Source organism: Shewanella chilikensis (genome assembly GCF_002836945.1).
GTDB classification, from domain to species: domain Bacteria; phylum Pseudomonadota; class Gammaproteobacteria; order Enterobacterales; family Shewanellaceae; genus Shewanella; species Shewanella chilikensis.
The window spans coordinates 36,573-57,350 of sequence record NZ_NIJM01000029.1; the positions used below are offsets into that span (position 1 = coordinate 36,573).

The following is a 20,778-nucleotide window of genomic DNA, read 5'->3' on the forward strand; positions in this document are numbered from 1 at the left end:
TCCTGTGGTTAAAACGGCATGGACAAGACCAGAGTGGCCATGTCCGGCCGCCACTCATATTCAGACAGGGCAATTCTGCCTTGGTTCACTTGTACGCCTTCGCTGCGCAGCAGGCTCATCTGTAGCTGAAATGCCTGGGTATCCTTGGCAAAAGAGATTTTCCCCTGACTGTTGATAACCCTGTGCCAGGGCAGCGCCAGGCTGTCTGGCGCCTGTTTCAGTGCCCGGGAAACATAGCGTGCCCGTCCAGGCAGGCCGGCATAGTCGGCAATTTTGCCATAGCTTGCCACCCGACCTTCGGGGATCAATGCAACTATGTGCCAAATCTTCTGCATTGGACTCAGTGGCGGGGCGCTCGTTTCCGGGGTCATCTTGGCTCCTGATACTATTGGCGCAAATTATAATACCATTCCATAGCTGAGGTTACTCACTTGGCAAAAGTGCCTCGGCGGCTCTGTGCTGCACACCCAAGGTTTGCCTTTTGATGCTTTTTCGCCATAATGGCGCCCATTGAACGCCAAGTCGAGTAAATTGAGAATATAACCCTATGGCAATTATGGATATTTTGACGGTTCCCGATCCCAGGCTCAAGCGTAAAGCCAAGCCTGTTACCGAAATAGAAGCCGTGCAGCCTTTCATCGATGATCTGTTGCAAACCATGTATCACACCGACGATGGTATCGGCTTGGCCGCGACCCAGGTGGGTAGTGAACACGCGATAGTCGTCATTGATATCTCAGAAGAGCGCAATCAACCTCTGGTGCTGATCAATCCGCAGATCACTGAGTCCAGCGGCGAATTTATCGGTGAAGAGGGCTGTTTGTCCATTCCCGGTTATCGCTCCAAGGTAAAACGCTTCGAGTCGGTCACTGTCAGCTATCTGGATCGCCAGGGCCAAGCCCAGACGATCCACAGTGATGATTTCCTGGCCATAGTGCTGCAACATGAAATCGATCATCTGCACGGCAAGGTATTTATCGAGCATCTCTCCCGCCTTAAGCAGGAGATGGCACTGAAGAAGGTGCGTAAGTATACCGCCTAAGCGATAGACTTAAGTTGGGCTTCGCTGCAGTTTGGCAGTTGCAGCGGCAGCTCAAGCAATATGCTCAAACCGCCCTGAGGCCGGTTAACCGCTTGGGCCGAGCCGCCCAGGAGCTGCATACACTGGCGCACAATCGCCAATCCCAGCCCATAACCTCCCTGAGAGCTGTGACGCGCTTCATCCAAACGGGTGAAAGGGTTGAACAAGGCTTCCAGTTGCTCTTTGGGGATCCCGGGTCCATCATCGCTGACACTCAGCTGCAGTCTGCTATCACCCAATTTGTCGTCACCCAGCTGAGATACCTGGATTTCCACCCGGCAGGTTTCACCGGCATATTTGAGGGCATTGCGGCAGACATTTTCCAGCGCCCGCTTCAAGTAGGCCATATCGGTATGCAAAGTTTGCTCATCAATGGGGGCCTGTGCCCAGACTATGCTTTGCTTGGGGCCAGACTCAAACTCCAGATCCTGCAGCAGTGAGCGGCGTAATTCTGTCAGGGTAAAAGGCGCTGCCGTCAGCTTAATGAAGCCGTTGCTCAGGCGGCTGAAGTCTAAAATGGTGTTGATCAATTGCGCCATCTCTTCGCCCTGGCGTCTTAGCCTGGCAAGCGGTTGTTGATGTTCCTCCCCCAAGCGATTTTCCAGCAGGTGTAAGGCCAGCTCCTGCCGGGCAAGGGGAGTGCGCAGTTCGTGGGAGACATCCCTCAGTAACCGCTGCTGGGTCTGAATGCTCTTTTGCAGCTGCTCGGCCATATGGTCAAAGTCGGTCGCCAACTGGAAAAATTCCGGCTGCTTTAGTGAAAAATGGCCGGCAATCCGGGTATCGAGTTGGCCCTGTGCCAGCTGACGGGTGGCGCTGCGCAGTAAACTCAGCGGCTGGATCAGATAGCGGCTCAGCAGACGACTGAACAATAAGAGCACCAGTAGTCCTACCAGGATACGGATAAGCCAGAGGCTTTTATCCAGTTGCTGCGCCGGATGTAAAGAAGCGTTGAGTTGCACCACCAAGAGCAGGGGATTGTCCGGATCCAGGCTATTGCGTAGTGGCAGGCCTATCAAAGGTTTTTGCACCCTGTCCCCCATAGGTTGCTGCAACTGCCTGAGGAAATTGAGTTTGTAAACAAAGTGCGGGTGCATTTCCCGCTGACTCACCGCCTGCTGCTTGCTATCCAGTACATAGAGTACAAATGCCTGACGCCCCTCCCAATCCGCCAGTCCGGCTAGATCGCCCCTGAGGATATAGTCGTTGGCCTCATCGGCCAGTTGCTGTAACTGGCTTTGGGTCTGCTGGGGCAGCAGTAACAAGCGGTTTAGCAACATGGCTTCAATACCACTGGCGAGCAGCAGGATAAGCAGTAATGACACACCAAAATAGCCAAACAGTCGCCATTGGAGTTGGGAAAACAGGCCGGAAAAGGGCAGCAAGGCAAGCTCCTGAATTATTCGCTGAAGTCGAGAATATGTTTCGATAATCATTCTCATTTATTCTATCTCGGGTTAAGGCTTTGGCGCCAGCACGACTTGTCAGTTGGCTAAAGTTAGTTATACTGTATAAAAATACAGTATCGGTGTTTTTCATGTCTCTTTCAGCCAAAACTCACTCTGTAAAATCTGATCCAGCCAAATCTCAGGCCTTGAACGGTCTGCTGGAGCGTCGGGATCTCTGGTTGGGGCCGGGCAGTCAGGGCAAAATATTGGGGTATCCCAGTGGTTTTGAAACATTGGATGCGCAGCTCAGTGATGCCGGGTGGCCAAGGCAGGGCATTTGTGAGCTTTTCAGTCAGTCTCCTGGGCACGGGGAACTCAGCCTGTTGCTGCCTTTGATGCGTTATTTACTGCCGGCTCAGTGTGGCTCTCATTCGGAAATAAATCATTCGGAAAGAAGTCAGTCCAAAAGAAATCAGTCCAGAGGGGATGAGTCCAAAGATGCCATGATAATGCTGATAGCGCCGCCACTGCAGCCGCTGGCACAGAGTTTTGCCCAGCACGGTATTGCCGCCGAGCGTATTTTGTGGCTGGAATTAACCCAGCGTAAAGAGGTGCTCTGGGCCATGGAGCAAGGGCTGAGCAGCGGCGCCTGTCCCCTGGTGCTGGCTTGGCTGGACAAGCTGACACTGAGTGAGGCCAGAAGGTTGCAACTTGCCGCAGAGCAGGGCAAAGCTCTGGGAATTTGCCAGTTGCCTATGGCTCAGGCCGACAGCAATCATCCTGTCACCCTAAAGCTGGCTATCAGCGCGGCGGGCGTTAATACCGCCAAGCTGCAAATTTTAAAGCGTCGTGGGGGTTGGCCCGTCCCTGAATTGCATCTGCGTGGCTTGCCGGCACTGGCGCTTGAACTGCCCCATGTCGAGCCGGGCGTGGTAACCCTGAGAAGCGGCAAGGCGGCTCCCAATCATAGCTTCAGTAACTCGACTTGCTCAAATCATTCAAACCATTCCGGCAACAAGGTTAATGGCACTGTGCTTCACGACTCTGGTTTTCATGGCACTGTGCTTCACGGTCCTTGGGGGATGGCGCAGTCAAGGATTGCTGCCTCCAATGAATGCGCGCCTAATCCCTGGACGGCACGGCAAGTGTCAAACAAGCCCGCGGGGCTTTCCCCAAGCGCTAATCCGCAAACGGCCAATTCTCAAACTACTCAAAGCCAAGCCACTCAAAGCCATACTGCTCAGAGTCAAGAGGCTATCTGAGATGACCCAGGTATGGATGGGAGTCTGGTTTCCACAGCTATTGCTGCAATATCAGCGTTACCGCCTGGCTATGCTGGGCAATATGGCGGGCACTATTACCGGTACTATGACAGGTACTATGACCGACACTATGACTGGAAGTATGGCAGGCAGTGGTGCGGCTCAGGTTCAAACACGCGTTCAAACTCAGTTCCAAACCCAAAATCAACCAAAAGCAGTGCCAACCGCTGCGGCGTCAGAGCCTTTTGATCCCCAAGTCCCCATGGCCTTGTATGACAGCCGGAAGCTGGTCATACATTCGGCCTGTCCCGCCGCTCAAGCAAAAGGCGTTACAGCGGGGATGAGTGTCGGCAGCGCTCAGTCGCTGCTCGGAGAGTTGCAACTTTGGCCACTGCAGGAGGTGGACAGCGAGGCGTTGCGGGATTGGTTGTGTCAGTGGAGCTATGATTTCAGCGCCAGAATCTGGCCGCCGTTGTTATCCGGGCTTACTGAACAAGCTGCCCCATATGTGGCCGATGCGCGCTGGCCTACAGATACACTGCTGCTGGAAGTGGGATCCATGGTTAAACTGTTTGGCAGTTTGAGTGCCATTGTCGAGGCTTATCTCAACAAAGTCGCCGACTATGGTCTGGAATGCTCATTGGTGCTGGCACACAGACCGCTGGATGCGGCGATATTGGCGCGGCATACTCACGTCGGCATCAGCGCGGTATCAGCTGCCTTCATGAGCTCACCCACAGCTGAAAAAGCCGGGCGCCTCAAGGTGCATCACGGCTTACCGCCGGATTTACCACTGAATTTGCTGCCATTAACCCAAGAGGAGCGGCAACGACTCGGCGCGCTTGGCCTGACGACTCTAGCCATGCTTGATGCCTTACCCCTTGCCGAGTTGGGGCGGCGCTTTGGTCAAGGTTTGCTGCAGCTGCTGGCACAAATCCAGGGGCGCTTGCCCTGTTGCCGCAAGGGATATGAGTTACCCGAACAGTTTCAGGCAAGGTTGACCTTGCTGCATGATGTTGAGTGGGTTCAGGGATTGCTGTTTCCATTGCAAAAGCTGCTGGGGGAATTGGCAACCTATTTGCGGATCAGGCAGTTGGCGGTGCAACAGTTGGAGTTGTGGCTGAAGTTTCGCGAGCCAGAGCCCCCGGCGCTGCAACTGACACTCAACTATCCCTTCGGGGAATATCAACTGCAGGGGTTGTCTCAGCTCTGCCGTTTACAGCTGGAAGGATTGCAACTGCCGAGCCCGGTCGTCGATATTGAGCTGCGATCCAGGCAGTTTGTGTCGCAGCAGCTGGGCAGTCGAGAGTTGACCGAGTCCAGAGAAGGGCAGCAACAGGATGCCAATCAATTACTCGCCAGATTACAGGCCAGGTTAGGTAGCCATAAGGTGCGCTCTTTGGTGTTGGCGGCCGATCCCATGCCAGAACTGGCCAGCACTGCGGCTTCCCTGACTTGCTGGCCGCCACCGGCAAGGCCGCCCGTTCAGCCGTCGCTGGCATTGCGGCCTCTTTGGCTGCTGCAAGAGCCGCAAGCCATTGCTCCTGAAGCTGTGGAGCTGCTTAGGGGACCGGAAAGGTTACAGAGCCCCTGGCATTCAGGGCCTTTTCCCTGCCGGGATTATTTTCTTGCCCATCATAAGGAGAGCGGTGGTCTGTGTTGGCTGTTTCGCACCGCTAATGGGCTCTTTCTTCATGCTTGGTTCAGCTGATGTACGCCGAATTGCATGCTATTTCCAATTACAGCTTTTTGCGCGGGGCTTCTCACCCGGATGAGTTGGTGCAGCAGGCCGCCAAACTGGGCTATGAGGCCATAGCCATTACCGACGAATGTTCTCTGGCGGGTGTGGTCAAGGCGCATGAGGCCGCCAAACAAAGCAGTATCAAGCTGATTGTCGGCGCCGAATTCCACCTGCCGGAAGGCTGCCTGGTGCTGCTGGCAAAAAAAATCGCCGGGGCTATGGTCTTATCAGCACTCTGATAACTAAAGGGCGGCGCCGGGCCGAAAAGGGCAAGTATCGGTTAACCCTGGATGACTTTGCGACCATTGACCGCGGCTGCTTTTGCCTGTGGCGGCCGCCATCAGTGAGCGAGTTGCTGGCGCAAGCCGACTTGCAAAGCACTGAGCACCAGAGTCTTGGTCAGCAGAATGTCGATCATCAGAACTCTACAAACCAGGGAATAGGCAACCAGAGCCCAAGTCAGCAAACCCCTTGGCTGACGCAGCTGCAGCAGCGCAGTCTGGCACAGTTGAATATCCTGGCGGCACGGGTCAAAGCCGCGTTTTCACTGCCGCTTTATCTCTTGATGGAGCGGCAACTGCAACCCGGAGAGGCCTGGTATCTCGAGGCCTGTGAGGCGCTGTCGAGTCATTTTTCCCTTCCTTGTGTCGCCGCCGGTAATGTGCAGATGCATCTTGCAGAGCGGCAAAGGCTGCACGATGTACTCAGCTGTATCCGCCATGGCTGCGCCGTGCCCATGGCCGGCGAGCTGTTATCAGGCAATGCCGAAATGGCGCTTAAGCCGATAACCGCTATGGCCAGGCGTCACCCTCAAGCCTGGTTGGCAAGGAGCTGTGAGCTGGCGTCCCGGTGTCATTTCAGTCTGGATGAACTCAAGTATGAGTACCCGGCCGAGTTGGTGCCAAGCGGCCTAAGTGCCAGTGAATATCTGGCGCAAGAGGTGGAAAAGGGCGCCCGCAGGCGTTTTGGCGAGGCGGTTCCACCTGAAGTGCAGACTCAGTATCGGCGCGAGCTCAAGCTGATTGCCGAGCTCAATTACGAATACTTTTTCCTGACTATCTATGATCTGGTCTGTTTTGCCGCTAGGCAAGGGATACTGCATCAGGGACGAGGTTCGGCCGCCAACTCTGTGGTCTGTTATTGCCTCGGGATCACCGAGGTGGATCCCACCAAGGTCAACATGCTGTTTGAGCGTTTTATTTCCAAGGAGCGCCATGAGCCGCCGGATATCGATGTCGATTTTGAACATGAACGCCGCGAAGAGGTGATCCAGTATATCTACCAAAAATATGGCCGCGAGCGTGCAGCCCTGGCCGCCAGTGTGATCAGTTATCGTTTCAAGAGTGCCATGAAAGATGTTGGTAAGGCCCTGGGGCTTAGCGAGCAACGGCTGGATGAGCTGATAGGCGCTGTCGATCGCCGCGATCCGCAAGTGTCTTGGCAGCAGCAGTTGCAACAAGGCAAGCTGTTGCCACAACAAGGTTTGGGGCAGTGGTTGTTGCCGCTGGTGGAGACCCTGATGGGTTTTCCAAGGCACTTGTCGCAACATGTCGGCGGCTTTGTGATTTCGGCCGGGCCATTGGCCGAGCTGGTGCCGGTAGAGAATGCCGCCATGGCCAAGCGCACTGTGATCCAATGGGACAAGGATGATCTCGAGAGTCTGGGGCTGTTAAAGGTCGATGTATTGGCGTTGGGAATGCTGACCGCGATCCGCAAATGTTTCGAGTTGATCTCCCGTCACATTCGTCCCTTTGCCATGTCGGATATTCGCTGGGAAGATCTGGCCGTCTATCGTATGTTGCAGCAGGGCGACAGCATGGGGGTGTTTCAGGTGGAGTCGCGAGCCCAGACCAGCATGCTGCCCAGGCTTAAACCCGCCTGTTATTACGATCTGGTAATACAGATAGCCATAGTGCGCCCGGGTCCGATTCAAGGAGACATGGTGCATCCCTTTCTGCGCCGCCGTGATAAAATCGAGCCGGTCACTTTTCCTTCGGCCGAGGTGGAAGGCGTGTTGTCACGCACTATGGGGGTGCCCATTTTTCAGGAGCAGGTGATCCAATTGGCCATGGTCGCCGCCGGTTTCAGTGGCGGGGAAGCCGATCAGCTGCGCCGCGCCATGGGAAGCTGGAAACGCAGTGGCGAGCTGGAGCAATTTGAACACAAGCTGCTTCAGGGGATGACGGCCCGAGGCTACAGTGACACCTTTGCCAGGCAGATATTCAGCCAGATCCGCGGCTTCGGCGAATATGGTTTCCCCGAGTCTCATTCGGCCAGCTTTGCGCTCCTGGCCTATGTTTCGGCCTTTCTCAAACACTATTACCCGGTGGCGTTTTGCTGCGCCTTGCTCAACAGTCAACCCATGGGTTTTTACAGCCCGTCACAGCTTATTCAGGATCTTCGCCATCATGGTGGTTTGGTGTTGCCGGTTTGTATCAACCTCAGCCAGTGGTACAGTACGCTGGAGCGACAAACCGATGGCTCCTTGGCACTGCGCCTCGGGTTCAGGTTGGTCAAGGGATTATCCGAGCACAGCGCCGCCAAGATAGTCGCGGGCCGGGGCGAGGGCTTTACTCACTTGTCGCAGTTGGCGGCTCTGGCACTGCCAAGGCGTGAGCAGGAGGCGCTGGCCAGCGCCAACGCCTTTGCTACCCTGGGCGGCGATCGCCATCAGATCAGGTGGCAGTTGGCCGCTCGTCAGCAGAGTTTGCCCTTGTTTGAGCAGCCGGACGAGGCCGATTTTCGCCCTGAAACCGCCTTGCCTGAGGTCACTGAAGTCGATGCCTTGCTGGCCGACTACGCCTGTACCGGGCTGACCCTGGGGCGTCATCCTCTGGCACTGCTCAGAGAGCAGGGGTTACTCGGCAAGTGTCACAGCGCCGCCTCTTTGTGGCAGTGCCGTCATGGCCAGAATGTAACTGTGGCCGGGCTGGTGGTCGGCAGGCAAAGGCCTGGCACCGCCAGTGGAGTCACCTTCATCACCCTCGAAGATGAAACCGGTAATGTTAATCTGGTGGTATGGAGTGATACGGCCAGGGCCCAGAGACAGGCTTATTTGAGCGCCAGGATCCTCAAGGTGAGCGGGGTTGTGGAATTTTCGTCCGGCGTATTGCATCTGCTGGCTGGTCGGCTGGAGGATATCTCGGGCAGTATGCTCGCGCTGGTGGTAAACTCGCGGGATTTCCATTAGCCGATAACCCATTTTAAGCTGCTGTTGCCTGTGAAAATAATCCTGCTGACCCATGAAAGAGAGCTGAATCGAGCCAGTAACACAGCCACCCTGGCGCTTAATGCTTATCCGACTCTCTGTAAGCGGGTACTGTGGGCGCGTAAAGCCCCGGATGCTTGGTTAATGGAGCACTTGTCTTTGGGGCGAACCGCCTTACTCTATCCGCAAACCGAAGAAAATACTTCCGAAGAAAGCATTTCGCGAGCTCAAGCTGCAAATGAAAGCCCAAACTTAAGCCAAAACCAAAGCCCAAGTTCAAACCCAAACCAAAGCCCGGTTCAGGGCGCAACCTGGCCTCAAGACGTTGCTCAGAATTTAAATTCGCTGGTCATACTCGATGCAACCTGGCAGGAGGCCGGCAAGATGTATCGCCAAAGCCCCTATCTGCAGTTGCTTGCCAGAGTCGAACTGCAAGCAGAGCAGGGCTCGGCGTTTCGCTTACGGCGCAATCAGCGCCAGGGCGGGTTATGTACCTTGGAATGTATTGCGGCTGTTTGGCAAAACTTGGGGGGAGACTATAGTATCGCCGCCAGGCGGTTACTCAGTGAGTTTAATCAATGGCAGGCTGAAATAAGAGCTCCGGCCTAGCTGCACTAGAGTTGGCACAGCAAGCCGGAAGCCGTCTCTCTACGGCGGCACTGAGTTAAGTCTATTCGCCTGCGTTAGATCACCGTCAGATAAACACACAGGAAATGGCAAACGGCGCCGCCCAACACAAACAGATGCCAGATGGCATGATTGAAAGGGATCGCCTTGGTAGCGTAGAAGATCACCCCCAAGCTGTAGCTCAGCCCCCCGGCCAACAGCAAGTTGAACCCGGCTGTTGACAGGTTATCGATAAGCTCAGGCAACACGGCGACGCAGAGCCAGCCCATGGCCAGATACAGCACCAGGCTCAGCGCCTTGAATCTGTGAATAAAGCAGCTCTTGAATACTATTCCCCCCAGTGCCAACGACCAGATGGCCACCAGCACCCATTCTTCCTGGGCATCGGCCAAAGTAATTAACATCAGCGGGGTATAGGTTCCGGCGATCAACAGATAGATGGCGCAGTGATCCAGCATCTTGAGGCGTCTTTTCCACACTGGGTGCGGAATACTGTGATACAGGGTTGAGCAGAGAAACAGCAGGATAATACTGCTGCCATAAATAGTTACACCTGTTAACTGAATGGCATCCAGCGAATGCCAGCCTTTGAGCAACATCAACACCAAGCCCAGAATGCCGGCAATCACCCCCAAACCATGGCTGACGGCATTGGCTATCTCTTCATTTAGACTGTATCCGCTTGAAAATTGGCTATTAAATTGAGATGCAGTGACTGAAGCTTTACTGTTGGACATGATTGACTCTTCTGGTTCGACCTCATTGAAAGTGAGTCTAACAGCACCACAGGACTCTGGCTAGATAAAAATGTACAGCTGTTCGCTGAGATAAATTTATTTTTTGAACCGTATCGTCTGCATTTTTTACCAACGTCTAATGTTGCACCTTAACAACTCATTGCCCGGCTTCCAAGTCGCTTTTTACAGTTATTTTGTTCAGAGGATCCCGTCAGCCTTATTAGACAAAGGGATTACCTGTTTTGCTTGAAGCCATCGATTTGAGTTTGTAGCGTAAATTGCTTTTCAAACAAGGGAATGAACTTTTTGCCGAGGGTTTTCTCTAACACTGAGTTTACATTTGGCGACGGATAAATCAGCGGCTTATGCCTCATCTTCCAGACAAGTTTATTGCCCGCCGAGACAAAAGCTCAGCGGCAATGGCAAGCTTGAGCATCAGTATTCCGTCTAGGGATGCTGCCTTTGAGCTTGGTCTGGCTGAAATCATTAATCCCTGTTCCTGCCAACCAAGCCATTCTCAATCACATTCGATTGCCCCTTTCTTTGCCCAATCGCCTTTTAGTCAACAGCTTGGGTTTCAACCCCAATGCCTGGCGCAAGTTGGCATGGCTAAAAAAGCAGAGCAGGGGGATGGTGAGGTAAAGGGCAACGCCTTCAGCAGTTGGACTGCGGCGGGAGCCGCGCACTTATTACTATTGCTGGGGTTATCCTGGTTTTGGCAGCAGGCCGAATGGCGAAGAGTGGTGACAGAGCCTGCCAAACCCAAGGCGTTGCAATCCTATCTTTATTTCAGTCAGCCCAGCCCCAAACCGTTAACGCCAGTGCCGGAAGCCTTGGCCGAAGAAGCAATAATCCAGTCCAAGGAAGCGATAGAGGTTCAAAAAGCTGAGCCACAAAAAACCGAGCAACAAAACACTGAGCCACAAAAACAGGTCGCCGAAGAGTCGGTGCAAGAGACTGAACAAGTGGCTGTGCAAGACCTGAATGAGCAAAGCATCCCCAAGACTCGGGAGCAAAGCGTTAAGCCTATTGGTAGAGTCATTGAAGAAACGAAAAATGCAGCCGTATCTGCGCCAGAGCGAGCAAATGACTTTAGACCGCAGCCGGCAGAGCAATCTCAGCTGGACTTCAGTTCAAACGCATTAAAGTCTGCCCGAAAAGTATTGCAACACTCGCAACAGCAGGCGCTGCAACAGTTATCACAGCAATATGCGGATAAGGCCACGGGACGTAAGAGCCTCAGTGAAATGGATGGGGAGATGGAGGTGCTTTGGGTCAATGACGCCGATGATTTCAGTAAAGTGGCCAGTCTGGATCTGCCGCTCGACCCCAACCGTATCGTCAAGGATGGTGATACCTGCTATCGGGTCGTCAAGGTGCCGACTCCGCTCAATCCCAATGCCGAAAACTTGGGTTTCCCATTTAAGTGCGGTCAGACAGAGATGGAAAAAGCACTCAAGGAGGCGGTGGCCAGCCGTCTAAAGCGGCTTGGTAAGTGAGTTTTGCAATCAATTTATTTGATTTAAAATAAATTTACAGTCCAATTGTTTTAAATATTTTCATTTAATTCAAATGATTAAATTGTGATTTTAATGGATTCAATCCTGTGGCTCATTTTGCCATTGGGCTTGTTTCCCGCTTCGGCTTGTGCTTATACTCGGCAGCAATCTTGTCGGAGTGCCCTCTGGGCTGAGACCGTTTATTCGGGATCCGTTGAACCTGATCAGGCTAGCACCTGCGAAGGAAACAAGCATTCAGCTGCAGCATTACCGCAGCCACTGCGAGCAAAAATCTATGCCAAAGGCTTTAAAGAGCCGAGGCGATATCTGGCTTCTCAAGCGGACATTGAACTGACCTGAAACCACGAGGTCAGTCTGCCAACACCGCCGGATGAGGACTCCAAATCAAGGAGTTTAACCAGTCAGCTCGCGCCGCTTATTATTCAACTCTCCTGACAAGCAATTTCATTTTCCAAAAGAGTGAGCTTGCTTATGTCAAATCGTCAATCCAATCGTCGTCAAACCCGTGAGGCCGCCCAGGCCTTTATCGATAACCTTAAACCCTTGCAGCATCCCAATTCACAGAAGCTGTTTGTTCAGGGCTCCCGGGCCGATATTCAGGTAGCCATGCGCCAAATCAGGCAGACAGACACCCGAATACCAACCCAAGATGGCAGCGAGCAATTTGAACCCAATCCCGCTGTATGTGTTTATGATTGTGCCGGCCCTTATTCAGATCCTAACGCGGCTATCAATGTGCGCCAGGGCCTGGATAAATTGCGCCAGGGCTGGATCTTAGAGCGTGATGATACGCAAGAGCTGACTTCGGTCAGCTCCAGTTTTACCCAGCAGCGGCTGGCGGATGAAGGGCTGGATCATTTGAGATTCGACGCTTTGCCCAAACCGCGCCGGGCCAAGCCGGGTAAGCGGGTGACCCAATTGCATTACGCCCGCGCCGGCATTATCACTCCTGAAATGGAATATATCGCCATTCGTGAAAATATGGCCCGGGTCAACGAAGCACTTGCCAAAGATCCGCAACTGGCCCGCAAGGCCAAAGGAGAAGCCTTTGGCGCTATAGTTGCCACGCCGATAACCCCTGAGTTTGTTCGCAGCGAAGTGGCCCGTGGCCGCGCCATCATTCCCGCCAACATCAACCACCCGGAAGCCGAGCCTATGATTATCGGCCGCAACTTTTTGGTGAAGGTCAACGCCAATATCGGTAATTCGGCGGTGACCTCTTCCATCGAGGAAGAGGTGGAAAAACTGGTGTGGGCCACCCGTTGGGGCGCCGATACGGTAATGGATCTGTCCACCGGCCGTTATATCCACGAAACCCGTGAATGGATAGTACGCAACTCGCCTGTGCCCATAGGTACCGTGCCCATCTATCAGGCGCTGGAAAAGGTCAACGGCATTGCCGAAGATCTCAGCTGGGAAGTGTTTCGCGACACCCTGATAGAGCAGGCCGAACAAGGGGTGGATTACTTCACCATTCATGCCGGGGTCTTGCTGCGCTATGTGCCCATGACGGCCAATCGGGTGACCGGCATGGTGTCCCGTGGCGGCTCCATTATGGCCAAGTGGTGCCTGAGCCATCATAAGGAAAACTTCCTCTACAGCCATTTCCGCGACATCTGTGAGCTTTGCGCCGCCTATGATGTTTCTCTGTCGCTCGGTGACGGCATGCGCCCCGGCTCGATTGCCGATGCCAACGACGAGGCTCAGTTTGCCGAGCTGGAAACCTTGGGTGAGCTGGTGAAAATCGCCTGGGAATACGATGTGCAGACCATAATCGAAGGGCCGGGCCATATTCCTATGCAGCTGATCAAGGAGAATATGGACAAGCAGCTTGAGTACTGTGATGAGGCGCCTTTCTACACCTTGGGGCCCCAGACCACGGATATTGCGCCCGGCTATGATCATTTCACCTCTGGCATAGGCGCGGCGATGATTGCCTGGTACGGCTGCGCCATGCTCTGTTATGTGACCCCCAAGGAGCATCTGGGCTTACCCAACAAAGAAGACGTTAAACAAGGGCTTATTGCATACAAAATTGCGGCGCATGCCGCCGATGTCGCCAAGGGACATCCTGGTGCCCAGCTGCGCGACAATGCGTTGTCAAAGGCCAGATTCGAGTTTCGCTGGGAAGATCAATACAATCTGGGGTTGGATCCCGATACCGCCCGGGCGTTCCACGATGAATCCCTGCCTCAGGAGTCTGCCAAGGTGGCGCATTTTTGCTCCATGTGCGGCCCCAAATTCTGCTCGATGAAAATCACCCAGGATGTACGCGACTATGCAGCGTCTTTGGCTGCATCCTTGTCTGCATCTCAGCTAGCTTCGGGGGATTCGTCAGGGGCAGACGCGGCAGAGCGCCAAACCGAGCCTGTGCAGGCAGAAGAATTGACGGCACAGCCGCTGGAAGTACTGGATGCCGAGGCAGGGATGGCGCGGATGTCGGCGCAGTTCAAGGCCGCTGGCAGCGCCCTGTATCAACCGGCAACAGTAGGCGAAAAGTCCGAGTCCAATCCCAACCCAAAGCCTAAGTCCAAGTCCAAGCCAGAGGCTACACGCTATGAAGAGGAAGCCTGAAATGGCGGCTGATAAAAGGCCGATAGTCTGGAGCATAGCCGGCTCAGACAGTGGCGGCGGCGCCGGTATCCAGGCCGATCTTGCCACCTTGAGTAATCTTGGCTGCCATGGCTGCTCTGTCATCACCACTTTGACCGCCCAAAGCAGTGTGGCAGTGACGCTAACCGAGGCGGTGAGCGAGGAGATGTTGCTGGCGCAGCTCAATGCTCTGCTCGGTGACTTGCCGCCCAAGGCGATAAAAATCGGCTTGCTCGCCAATCAAGTGCAGCTGCAGCTGCTTTGTGACTGGTTGGCTCGGCACCTGCCTGATGTTCCTTTGGTGGTCGACCCTGTCATGGTGGCCAGTTGCGGCGATGCACTCTCAAAGAGCACTGCAATGGGCGCAGCGCGGCTGGATTACCGGCCGCTGGCGGCGCTTTCCACTGTGCTGACCCCGAATATTCACGAGCTGGCGTTGCTGAGTCGCAGCGATATTCATGACTTTCCTTCCTGGCAAGATGCGGCAACTTGCCTGGCAAACGAACTGCCTTGCCATCTCTTGGCCAAGGGCGGAGATTTCGAGGCGGGGATCGCGCGCGGCCTGGCAGAAGACTTACTGCTTTTTAAAGACTTGCCTCACAGCTCCGGGTTGCATCAACGGCAGGGGTTTGTGTTGGCGAGCCCAAGACAAGCATCCAGCAACAACCATGGCAGCGGCTGCACGTTATCCAGTGCTATAGCGGCATTTTTGGCCCACGACTGGATCTTGCCCGATGCCCTGATCCTGGCCAAGGCCTATATCAATGGCGCCTTGGCGCAAAGTTATCGGGTAGGCCGTGGTCCCGGCCCCTTAGGTCGCCCCGGGGCTTGTCTGGCCGCCGAGCTTATGCCTGTCATCTGGCCGCTGGAGGATTATCCCTGGGCCAACCCAGCCCAGGTGCTCGGCGCCCCTTGGCTTGCAGCACCAACCTCTGCTGATGCTGTTAGTGTTAAAGGCGTTAGTGCTGAAGGCTTTAAAACACTGCCCCATAATCTGGGTATCTACCCGGTCGTGGCCGATGTCGAATTGCTGGAAGCCTTACTCAAGGCAGGTTGCCGCACTATTCAATTGCGGCTCAAGCAGGAAGTACAACCAGGTTCGAGCGCCGAGCAGGCGATCATTCGCGCCATCGCGCTCGGGCGCCAATATCAGGCGCGGGTGTTTATCAATGATCACTGGCAACTGGCCATTGCCCACGGCGCCTTTGGCGTGCATTTGGGCCAGGAGGATCTCAGCCAGGCATCCCTTGAGGCCATCCAAGGGGCCGGTCTGGCGCTGGGGTTATCCAGTCATGGTTATTTCGAGGCGCTGCTTGCATTGCGCCACAGGCCCAGTTATCTGGCCCTCGGACATATCTTTGCCACCAAGACCAAAGTGATGCCGTCTCTGCCCCAGGGACTGACGCGCCTTGCTGCCTATAGCGAAACCTTCGGCTCCTTGCTGCCGACGGTCGCCATTGGCGGCATTGACGAGCATAACCTTGATGCCGTCAAACATACCGGTGTTGCCAATGTCGCCGTGGTGCGGGCCATTACCGAGGCCGCCGAGCCGGTAACGGCCTTCAGGCGCCTGACACAAAGCTGGTTAGGGCGAGCAGCTGCTATTGCAAGTGGGATTAGCTATGCTCAACAAAATGGCGGGGGTCAGGATGATGTCGGGGTTCAGGAAGGTGCAGCTGAGCAGGAAAATACTGGAGTTCAGGACTATGCCGGGCTGAGCGACCGCGACTTTATCCGTTACGGTAGCCAGTTGCTGCTGCCCAGAGTCTCAGAAGCGGGGCAGCTTGCCTTACGGGCCAAGACGGTCGCCATAGTGGGGCTCGGAGGCCTTGGTCATCATCTGGCGCACTCTTTGGCCGCCGCCGGAGTAGGGCGTCTCATTCTTATCGATCCCGATATTGTCGAGCTGGGTAATCTGCCGAGACAACTGCTCTACAACGAGCAGGATATTGACCGTTTGAAGGTCGACGTGGCCAAGGAAAAGCTGGGGCGCGATTATCCAAACTGCCTGATTGAGATTGAGCCCGAACTGTTTGGCCCCAAGAGCGCGGAGCTTATTCGTGAGGCGTCACTGGTATTGGATGCCAGCGATAATTTCCTTTGCCGTCATAACCTTAATCAAGCCTGTGTGAAGCTGGGCAAAGAGTTGATTGCGGCGGCGATCAGCGCCGATTCTGGCCTATTGTGTCATACATCCCCTTGGCTTAACCCCGAGGCGGGCTGTTATGAATGCCTGTTCCCGCGCGATAGCACAGGCTCCGGGCGCTGCCGCGACATGGGGGTGTTGGGGCCTGCGGTGCAAACCCTGGCGGCGATGCAGTCGCTGGCAGCCATCAATACTCTGCTTGGAGAGCGCAGCACCCTGGGACGGCTCATCAGCCTGGATTGCCGCACTTTAAGCGTGCGTGAGGCTGCGCTTTGCGCCGACCCGGCATGTCTTTGCTGTCAAACCCACACTGAGGCTGAACTTCAAACCGAAGCCCAATTTATGACAGGGCGCCCAGAGCTTAGCCGTGAGGAGAATTGCGATGCAAATTAAGATAAACAATCAAGTCAAAGAGTTGCCTGAGGCTATGACGCTGTTACAGCTGCTCGAGTGGTGTGAGATAGCGCCTGGCAGCGTGGCGCTGGTGCGTAATGGCGCCGTAGTGCCCAGATCTCAGTGGCCAGAGCTTGAATGTCAAAACGGAGACAGCCTCGAGCTGTTTTCCGCCGTTGCCGGAGGTTGATATGTTGCAAATTGGCGAGTTTGAGTTTCAATCCAGGCTGTTTGGCGGCACCGGCAAGTTTGCTTCGGCAGAGCTGATGCAACGCTCGCTCGTGGCCAGCGGCGCCGAGTTGGTTACTGTGGCGATGAAGCGGCTCGATTTTAACCAGGGCAGTGATGAATTGCTGGCACCGCTCAAAGAGCGCGGCATGCAGCTGCTGCCCAATACCGCCGGGGCCCGCAATGCCAGGGAGGCGATTTTTGCCGCCGAGCTGGCGCGGGAGATGCTGGGCACCCAACTCTTGAAGCTGGAGATCCACCCGGATCCCCGTTATCTCTTGCCGGATCCGGTAGAAACACTGGAAGCGGCCCGGGTCTTGTGCAGCGATGGCTTTACCGTACTGCCTTATGTGCATGCCGATCCCGTGTTGTGCTTGCGCCTCGAAGAGGTAGGCTGCGCTGCCGTGATGCCGCTTGGCAGTCCCATAGGTTCCAATCAGGGGCTGGCCACAGAACCCTTTTTGAAGATCATCATAGAGCAGGCCAATGTACCTGTGGTGGTGGATGCCGGGATCGGCGCGCCGTCACAGGCGATGCGGGCGATGGAGTTGGGCGCCGATGCCGTGCTGGTTAATACTGCCATCGCCTCCAGCTTGGATCCCGTGACCATGGCGAGTAGCTTCAAAGATGCGGTGCGCGCCGGGCGAGCAGCCTATTTTGCCGGACTCGGGGCCATCAGCAATCGAGCCCAAAACACCAGTCCGCTGACCGGGTTTCTCAATCTGGGAGAAAACCATGGCTGATTTTCTCGAGCGTTTTACCGCTATCGACAGAGATCTACTGCGCCTTGCTATTGCCAGTGTCAGCGCCGCCGAGGTTGAGCGTTGTCTGGCGCGGCCCGAGACGATAGCGCACAATCCCTCGGCCTTGCCCATTCTTTTGTCACCGGCGGCCCGGGAATTTCTCGAGCCTATGGCGCAGCTCTCTGCAGCGCTCACCCGCAAGAAGTTCGGCGCCAACATAGGTCTCTATGCGCCGCTCTATGTTTCCAATCTATGCGCCAATGATTGCGACTACTGCGGTTTCAGCATGAGCAATAAAATTCGCCGCAAGACCCTAAGCCAGGCCGAACTGGATGCTGAAATTGCCATTCTCAAGCAGCGCGGCTTTGATTCTGTGTTGCTGGTTTCCGGCGAACATGAAACCAAGGTAGGGCTGGATTATTTTGCCAAGGCGCTTTTGAGGCTCAAGCAGGACTTCAGCTATCTGGCGATTGAAGTGCAGCCCCTCGCAGAAGCGGGTTATCGACGCCTGGTTGATGAGGGGCTGGATGCCGTGATGGTATATCAGGAGACCTATCAGCCCGCCACCTATGACCGCCATCATCTCAGAGGCAATAAAAAGGACTTTGGTTTCAGGCTTAATACACCGGACAGGGCCGCCAGGGCCGAGGTCGACAAGATAGGCCTGGGGGTCTTGCTCGGGCTGGATGATTGGCGCCTGGACTCGGCACTGATGGGATTGCACCTGGACTATCTGCAGCAAAAGTACTGGCGTAGCCGCTTCAGCGTGTCGCTGCCAAGGCTCAGGCCTTGCGTTGGCGGAGTAACGCCGGCTGTGACTCTGGATGATGCCGGACTGGTGCAGCTAATCTGCGCCATGCGCTTGTTCAGCCCTGCGCTGGAGTTGAGTCTCTCTACCCGGGAGAGCGCCTCACTCAGGGACAATCTATTGCCCCTTGGGATCACCCATGTGAGTGCTGCCAGCTCAACAGAGCCCGGTGGTTACAGCAATCCCAAGTTGCAGCTGGATCAGTTCCAGATAAGCGATGAGCGCACCGTCCCTGAGGTGGTCAGCGCCATTCGAGCACAAGGCATGCAACCTGTGTGGAAGGATTGGGACGCGAGCTGGTTGGCGGGTACGTCCTTTACGGTAACCCATCAAGGTGCATGAACCTTTCAGGCTGTACATTTGCATCGAATTGACCAATAATCGTTCAAAGCTGTGGCTAAAATGGTAGTAACTGATTTTAACCACAGAACGAAAATCCACAGTCCAATACAGACAAGGGGCAATCATGCAAATTCCATCGGCTTTTTCGGCGGGAGTTCAAGGGCTGCAAAGCGCCCAGTCCGGCCTGACTCAGGCAACAGTGGATATCGCTCGTCCGGCACCTGCGCAGCAGGCCGATTCGGCCCGCCCGGTTGAGGAGGCAGACAAAACCTCGGCACTGGTATCGGCATTGGAATCCAAGGCCCAGGGTCAAGCTTCAGTAGAGGTGATTGAGCGCGCATCCGACACCTTGGGCAGGATCATAGATATCGAGGTGTAATATATGGTTGGCGCGCTGGCCGGCGCGGGGCTGACGGCAACAGCCGTGTCCCGGCGGCCAAGCTCGTCAATTGCCAACTTAAGCAGTGGCAGCTCCATAAACCAATCGCCTCTCAGCGCCAACCCTGCCGGTAAAATCTCCGCCACTCAAAATCCCTCTCAGGTCAATGGTGTAAAGCCAAGCCTAATAAACCTGAACCCATTAAACCCTAGCTCGGGAAATCAAAGCCCAGTCAATACAAGTTCAGTTAATCTGAGCCCACTCCAAGGTTCAGCTGCACAACATTCAGAGCCACAAACCGTAAAGCTGCCGCGGGAAGCACTGGTCAGTTTGACTAAAGGAGCCCTTGGGGCAGCGGCCTTGTCCAGCTCCGGCCATTGGCATGGAGAGGTTCAAGCATCGATGCCGCTCGTGGAGACATCGGCTCAAGCATCTGCCTTTTCCGGCCAAGGGGCTGACATTGCCGGCGGCCCTGCTATACCAGTAACTTTAGCGGGAGAAGCGCCTGATGTTCCCGCTTTTAATGGCACAAATACTTCCGCCAACTCTATGGGTGGGGCAGAGCAGGCTTTTGACAACACTTCCGGCAGCTCATCGAGTCGCTCATCAAGCCAGTCAGGCAGCGACGTAAAAGAAGGGGACGACGGGGCGGCTCGCCAGTCAACCGGGGAGCCGAATACGGCAAGATCCGCCGAACCCAAGCCGGATGAGGCGCAACAGAAACAGCAGCAGAACCGTGAGAGTCGTGAGCAACAGGCGCTTGAGCGGGAAATTGACTCCCTGATGAAGCGCGATACCCAGGTGCGCTCCCATGAACAGGCTCATGCCGCAGTAGGCGGGATCCATGCAGGACAACCGGCATTTGAATTCGAGAAAGGACCCGATGGCAAACGTTACGCGGTGGAAGGTGAAGTTCAGATAGATGTCTCTGTGGTGAACGGCGATCCGCTGGCGACCATGGCGAAAATGAAACAGGTCTATGCGGCGGCGATGGCACCTGTCGATCCTTCCATGGCCGATATCCGGGTTGCCGCCGAGGCGATGCGTAAATATAACCAGGCAAGGGAAGACGCCGGGATCCAGAGACTTGCCGCCGCGCCAAAGCCTGAGCTGAGTCAAAACCTGTTGGGAGCCGCGGATCCGGCGGCTGAAAAGTCCGGGCCTTCCTTTGAACCCAAGGCTGGCGACTCTGCAAATTTCCCCATAGGCCTGTCTCGTCTGATGGGCGCCATAGCGCAGCAGTCAAATGCCTTGAATGAACAGGCTTTCAGTCCACCCAAGGCCGAGTTGCAGCTCGAGCCGGGTTCAGTTGCCGAAGTGATAGCCGCTGAACAGCAACAGGCGCAGCGCATTCGGGATGAGAGTCGTTAGTGCTTCACATATCTTCAAGGCTAATTTGAGTTCGGCGAGAGCGCGGCATAATAACCTCCTTGTTAAATGCTTAAACAAAGGATAGTCGGAGGCTAACTACTGCGCTATTAATACTGGGAGTCCATATTCTCGTGGCCTTGTTAACCAAAATTAGCGAAAAAAAATTAAGCCACCCACTGTAAAACAATAACTTAATCTTCTTTCTGTCTGTA

General features: G+C 55.1%; 17 protein-coding genes and 1 riboswitch. Of the genes, 14 read left to right on the plus strand and 3 right to left on the minus strand.

The features are described 5' to 3' along the window. Positions 1–8 precede the first annotated feature (8 nt). Positions 9–371, minus strand: coding sequence for an MGMT family protein (locus CX651_RS12365; RefSeq protein WP_224866581.1), 363 nt, complete (start codon positions 369–371; stop codon positions 9–11). 176 nt (positions 372–547) lie between these two features. Here CX651_RS12365 and def point away from each other — a divergent pair, with 176 nt between their 5' ends. Then, positions 548–1,042 (plus strand): peptide deformylase, encoded by a 495-nt coding sequence (def, locus tag CX651_RS12370; RefSeq protein WP_093982982.1) that lies wholly within the window; start codon positions 548–550, stop codon positions 1,040–1,042. On the opposite strand, the gene CX651_RS12375 is transcribed toward def, so the two are convergent. Then, positions 1,039–2,466, minus strand: a complete 1,428-nt coding sequence (locus tag CX651_RS12375) for a HAMP domain-containing sensor histidine kinase (RefSeq protein ID WP_229839792.1) — start codon at positions 2,464–2,466, stop codon at positions 1,039–1,041. The genes def and CX651_RS12375 overlap by 4 nt on opposite strands. Before the next feature lie 152 nt (positions 2,467–2,618). On the opposite strand from CX651_RS12375, the gene CX651_RS12380 reads away from it, so the two are divergent. The 5 genes from CX651_RS12380 to CX651_RS12400 are packed head-to-tail and all read left to right on the plus strand — an operon-like array spanning position 2,619 to position 9,289. Further along, positions 2,619–3,731 (plus strand): ImuA family protein, encoded by a 1,113-nt coding sequence (locus CX651_RS12380; protein WP_101056297.1) that lies wholly within the window; start codon positions 2,619–2,621, stop codon positions 3,729–3,731. Position 3,732: 1 nt separating this feature from the next. Beyond that, entirely contained in the window at positions 3,733–5,442 is a 1,710-nt protein-coding gene (locus CX651_RS12385) for a Y-family DNA polymerase (RefSeq protein WP_101056298.1), read from the plus strand. Continuing rightward, positions 5,442–5,711 (plus strand): PHP domain-containing protein, encoded by a 270-nt coding sequence (locus tag CX651_RS20360; protein WP_101056299.1) that lies wholly within the window; start codon positions 5,442–5,444, stop codon positions 5,709–5,711. The genes CX651_RS12385 and CX651_RS20360 overlap by 1 nt, the downstream gene beginning before the upstream one ends. Beyond that, the gene (locus CX651_RS12395; RefSeq protein ID WP_380667778.1) at positions 5,711–8,662 is read left to right on the plus strand and encodes an error-prone DNA polymerase; all 2,952 of its coding nucleotides are present in this window, start codon (positions 5,711–5,713) and stop codon (positions 8,660–8,662) included. Before CX651_RS20360 ends, CX651_RS12395 begins: the two co-directional genes overlap by 1 nt. A gap of 30 nt (positions 8,663–8,692) precedes the next feature. After that, positions 8,693–9,289: a tRNA-uridine aminocarboxypropyltransferase gene (locus CX651_RS12400; protein WP_229839791.1), complete on the plus strand. Its 597-nt coding sequence runs from the start codon at positions 8,693–8,695 to the stop codon at positions 9,287–9,289. A gap of 74 nt (positions 9,290–9,363) precedes the next feature. Here CX651_RS12400 and trhA read toward each other — a convergent pair whose 3' ends face one another. Next, positions 9,364–10,044: a PAQR family membrane homeostasis protein TrhA gene (gene trhA / locus CX651_RS12405; protein WP_101056302.1), complete on the minus strand. Its 681-nt coding sequence runs from the start codon at positions 10,042–10,044 to the stop codon at positions 9,364–9,366. A gap of 605 nt (positions 10,045–10,649) precedes the next feature. Here trhA and CX651_RS12410 point away from each other — a divergent pair. The 8 genes from CX651_RS12410 to CX651_RS12445 all read left to right on the plus strand — a co-directional run bounded on the left by CX651_RS12410 (position 10,650) and on the right by CX651_RS12445 (position 20,566). Then, a complete protein-coding gene (locus CX651_RS12410; protein ID WP_146226009.1) occupies positions 10,650–11,543 on the plus strand; it encodes a hypothetical protein in 894 nt (297 codons plus the stop codon). A gap of 164 nt (positions 11,544–11,707) precedes the next feature. Next, positions 11,708–11,807, plus strand: a riboswitch (TPP riboswitch). Positions 11,808–12,035: 228 nt separating this feature from the next. Then, positions 12,036–14,138, plus strand: coding sequence for a phosphomethylpyrimidine synthase ThiC (gene thiC, locus CX651_RS12415; protein ID WP_101056304.1), 2,103 nt, complete (start codon positions 12,036–12,038; stop codon positions 14,136–14,138). 1 nt (position 14,139) lies between these two features. Further along, positions 14,140–16,695, plus strand: a complete 2,556-nt coding sequence (thiE, locus tag CX651_RS19865) for a thiamine phosphate synthase (RefSeq protein ID WP_110691255.1) — start codon at positions 14,140–14,142, stop codon at positions 16,693–16,695. After that, positions 16,685–16,885 carry a sulfur carrier protein ThiS gene (gene thiS / locus CX651_RS12425; protein ID WP_039035260.1) on the plus strand — a complete coding sequence of 67 codons (201 nt, stop codon included), beginning with the start codon at positions 16,685–16,687 and terminating at the stop codon, positions 16,883–16,885. Before thiE ends, thiS begins: the two co-directional genes overlap by 11 nt. A gap of 1 nt (position 16,886) precedes the next feature. Further along, positions 16,887–17,666, plus strand: coding sequence for a thiazole synthase (locus tag CX651_RS12430; RefSeq protein WP_101056305.1), 780 nt, complete (start codon positions 16,887–16,889; stop codon positions 17,664–17,666). Then, positions 17,659–18,816: a 2-iminoacetate synthase ThiH gene (thiH, locus tag CX651_RS12435; RefSeq protein ID WP_101056306.1), complete on the plus strand. Its 1,158-nt coding sequence runs from the start codon at positions 17,659–17,661 to the stop codon at positions 18,814–18,816. The genes CX651_RS12430 and thiH overlap by 8 nt, the downstream gene beginning before the upstream one ends. Positions 18,817–18,940: 124 nt before the next feature. After that, positions 18,941–19,195 (plus strand): chemotaxis protein, encoded by a 255-nt coding sequence (locus tag CX651_RS12440; protein WP_101056307.1) that lies wholly within the window; start codon positions 18,941–18,943, stop codon positions 19,193–19,195. Between the two features lie 402 nt (positions 19,196–19,597). Next, on the plus strand, positions 19,598–20,566 hold the full coding sequence (locus CX651_RS12445) for a putative metalloprotease CJM1_0395 family protein (RefSeq protein WP_157822683.1): 969 nt from the start codon (positions 19,598–19,600) through the stop codon (positions 20,564–20,566). Positions 20,567–20,778 lie beyond the last annotated feature (212 nt).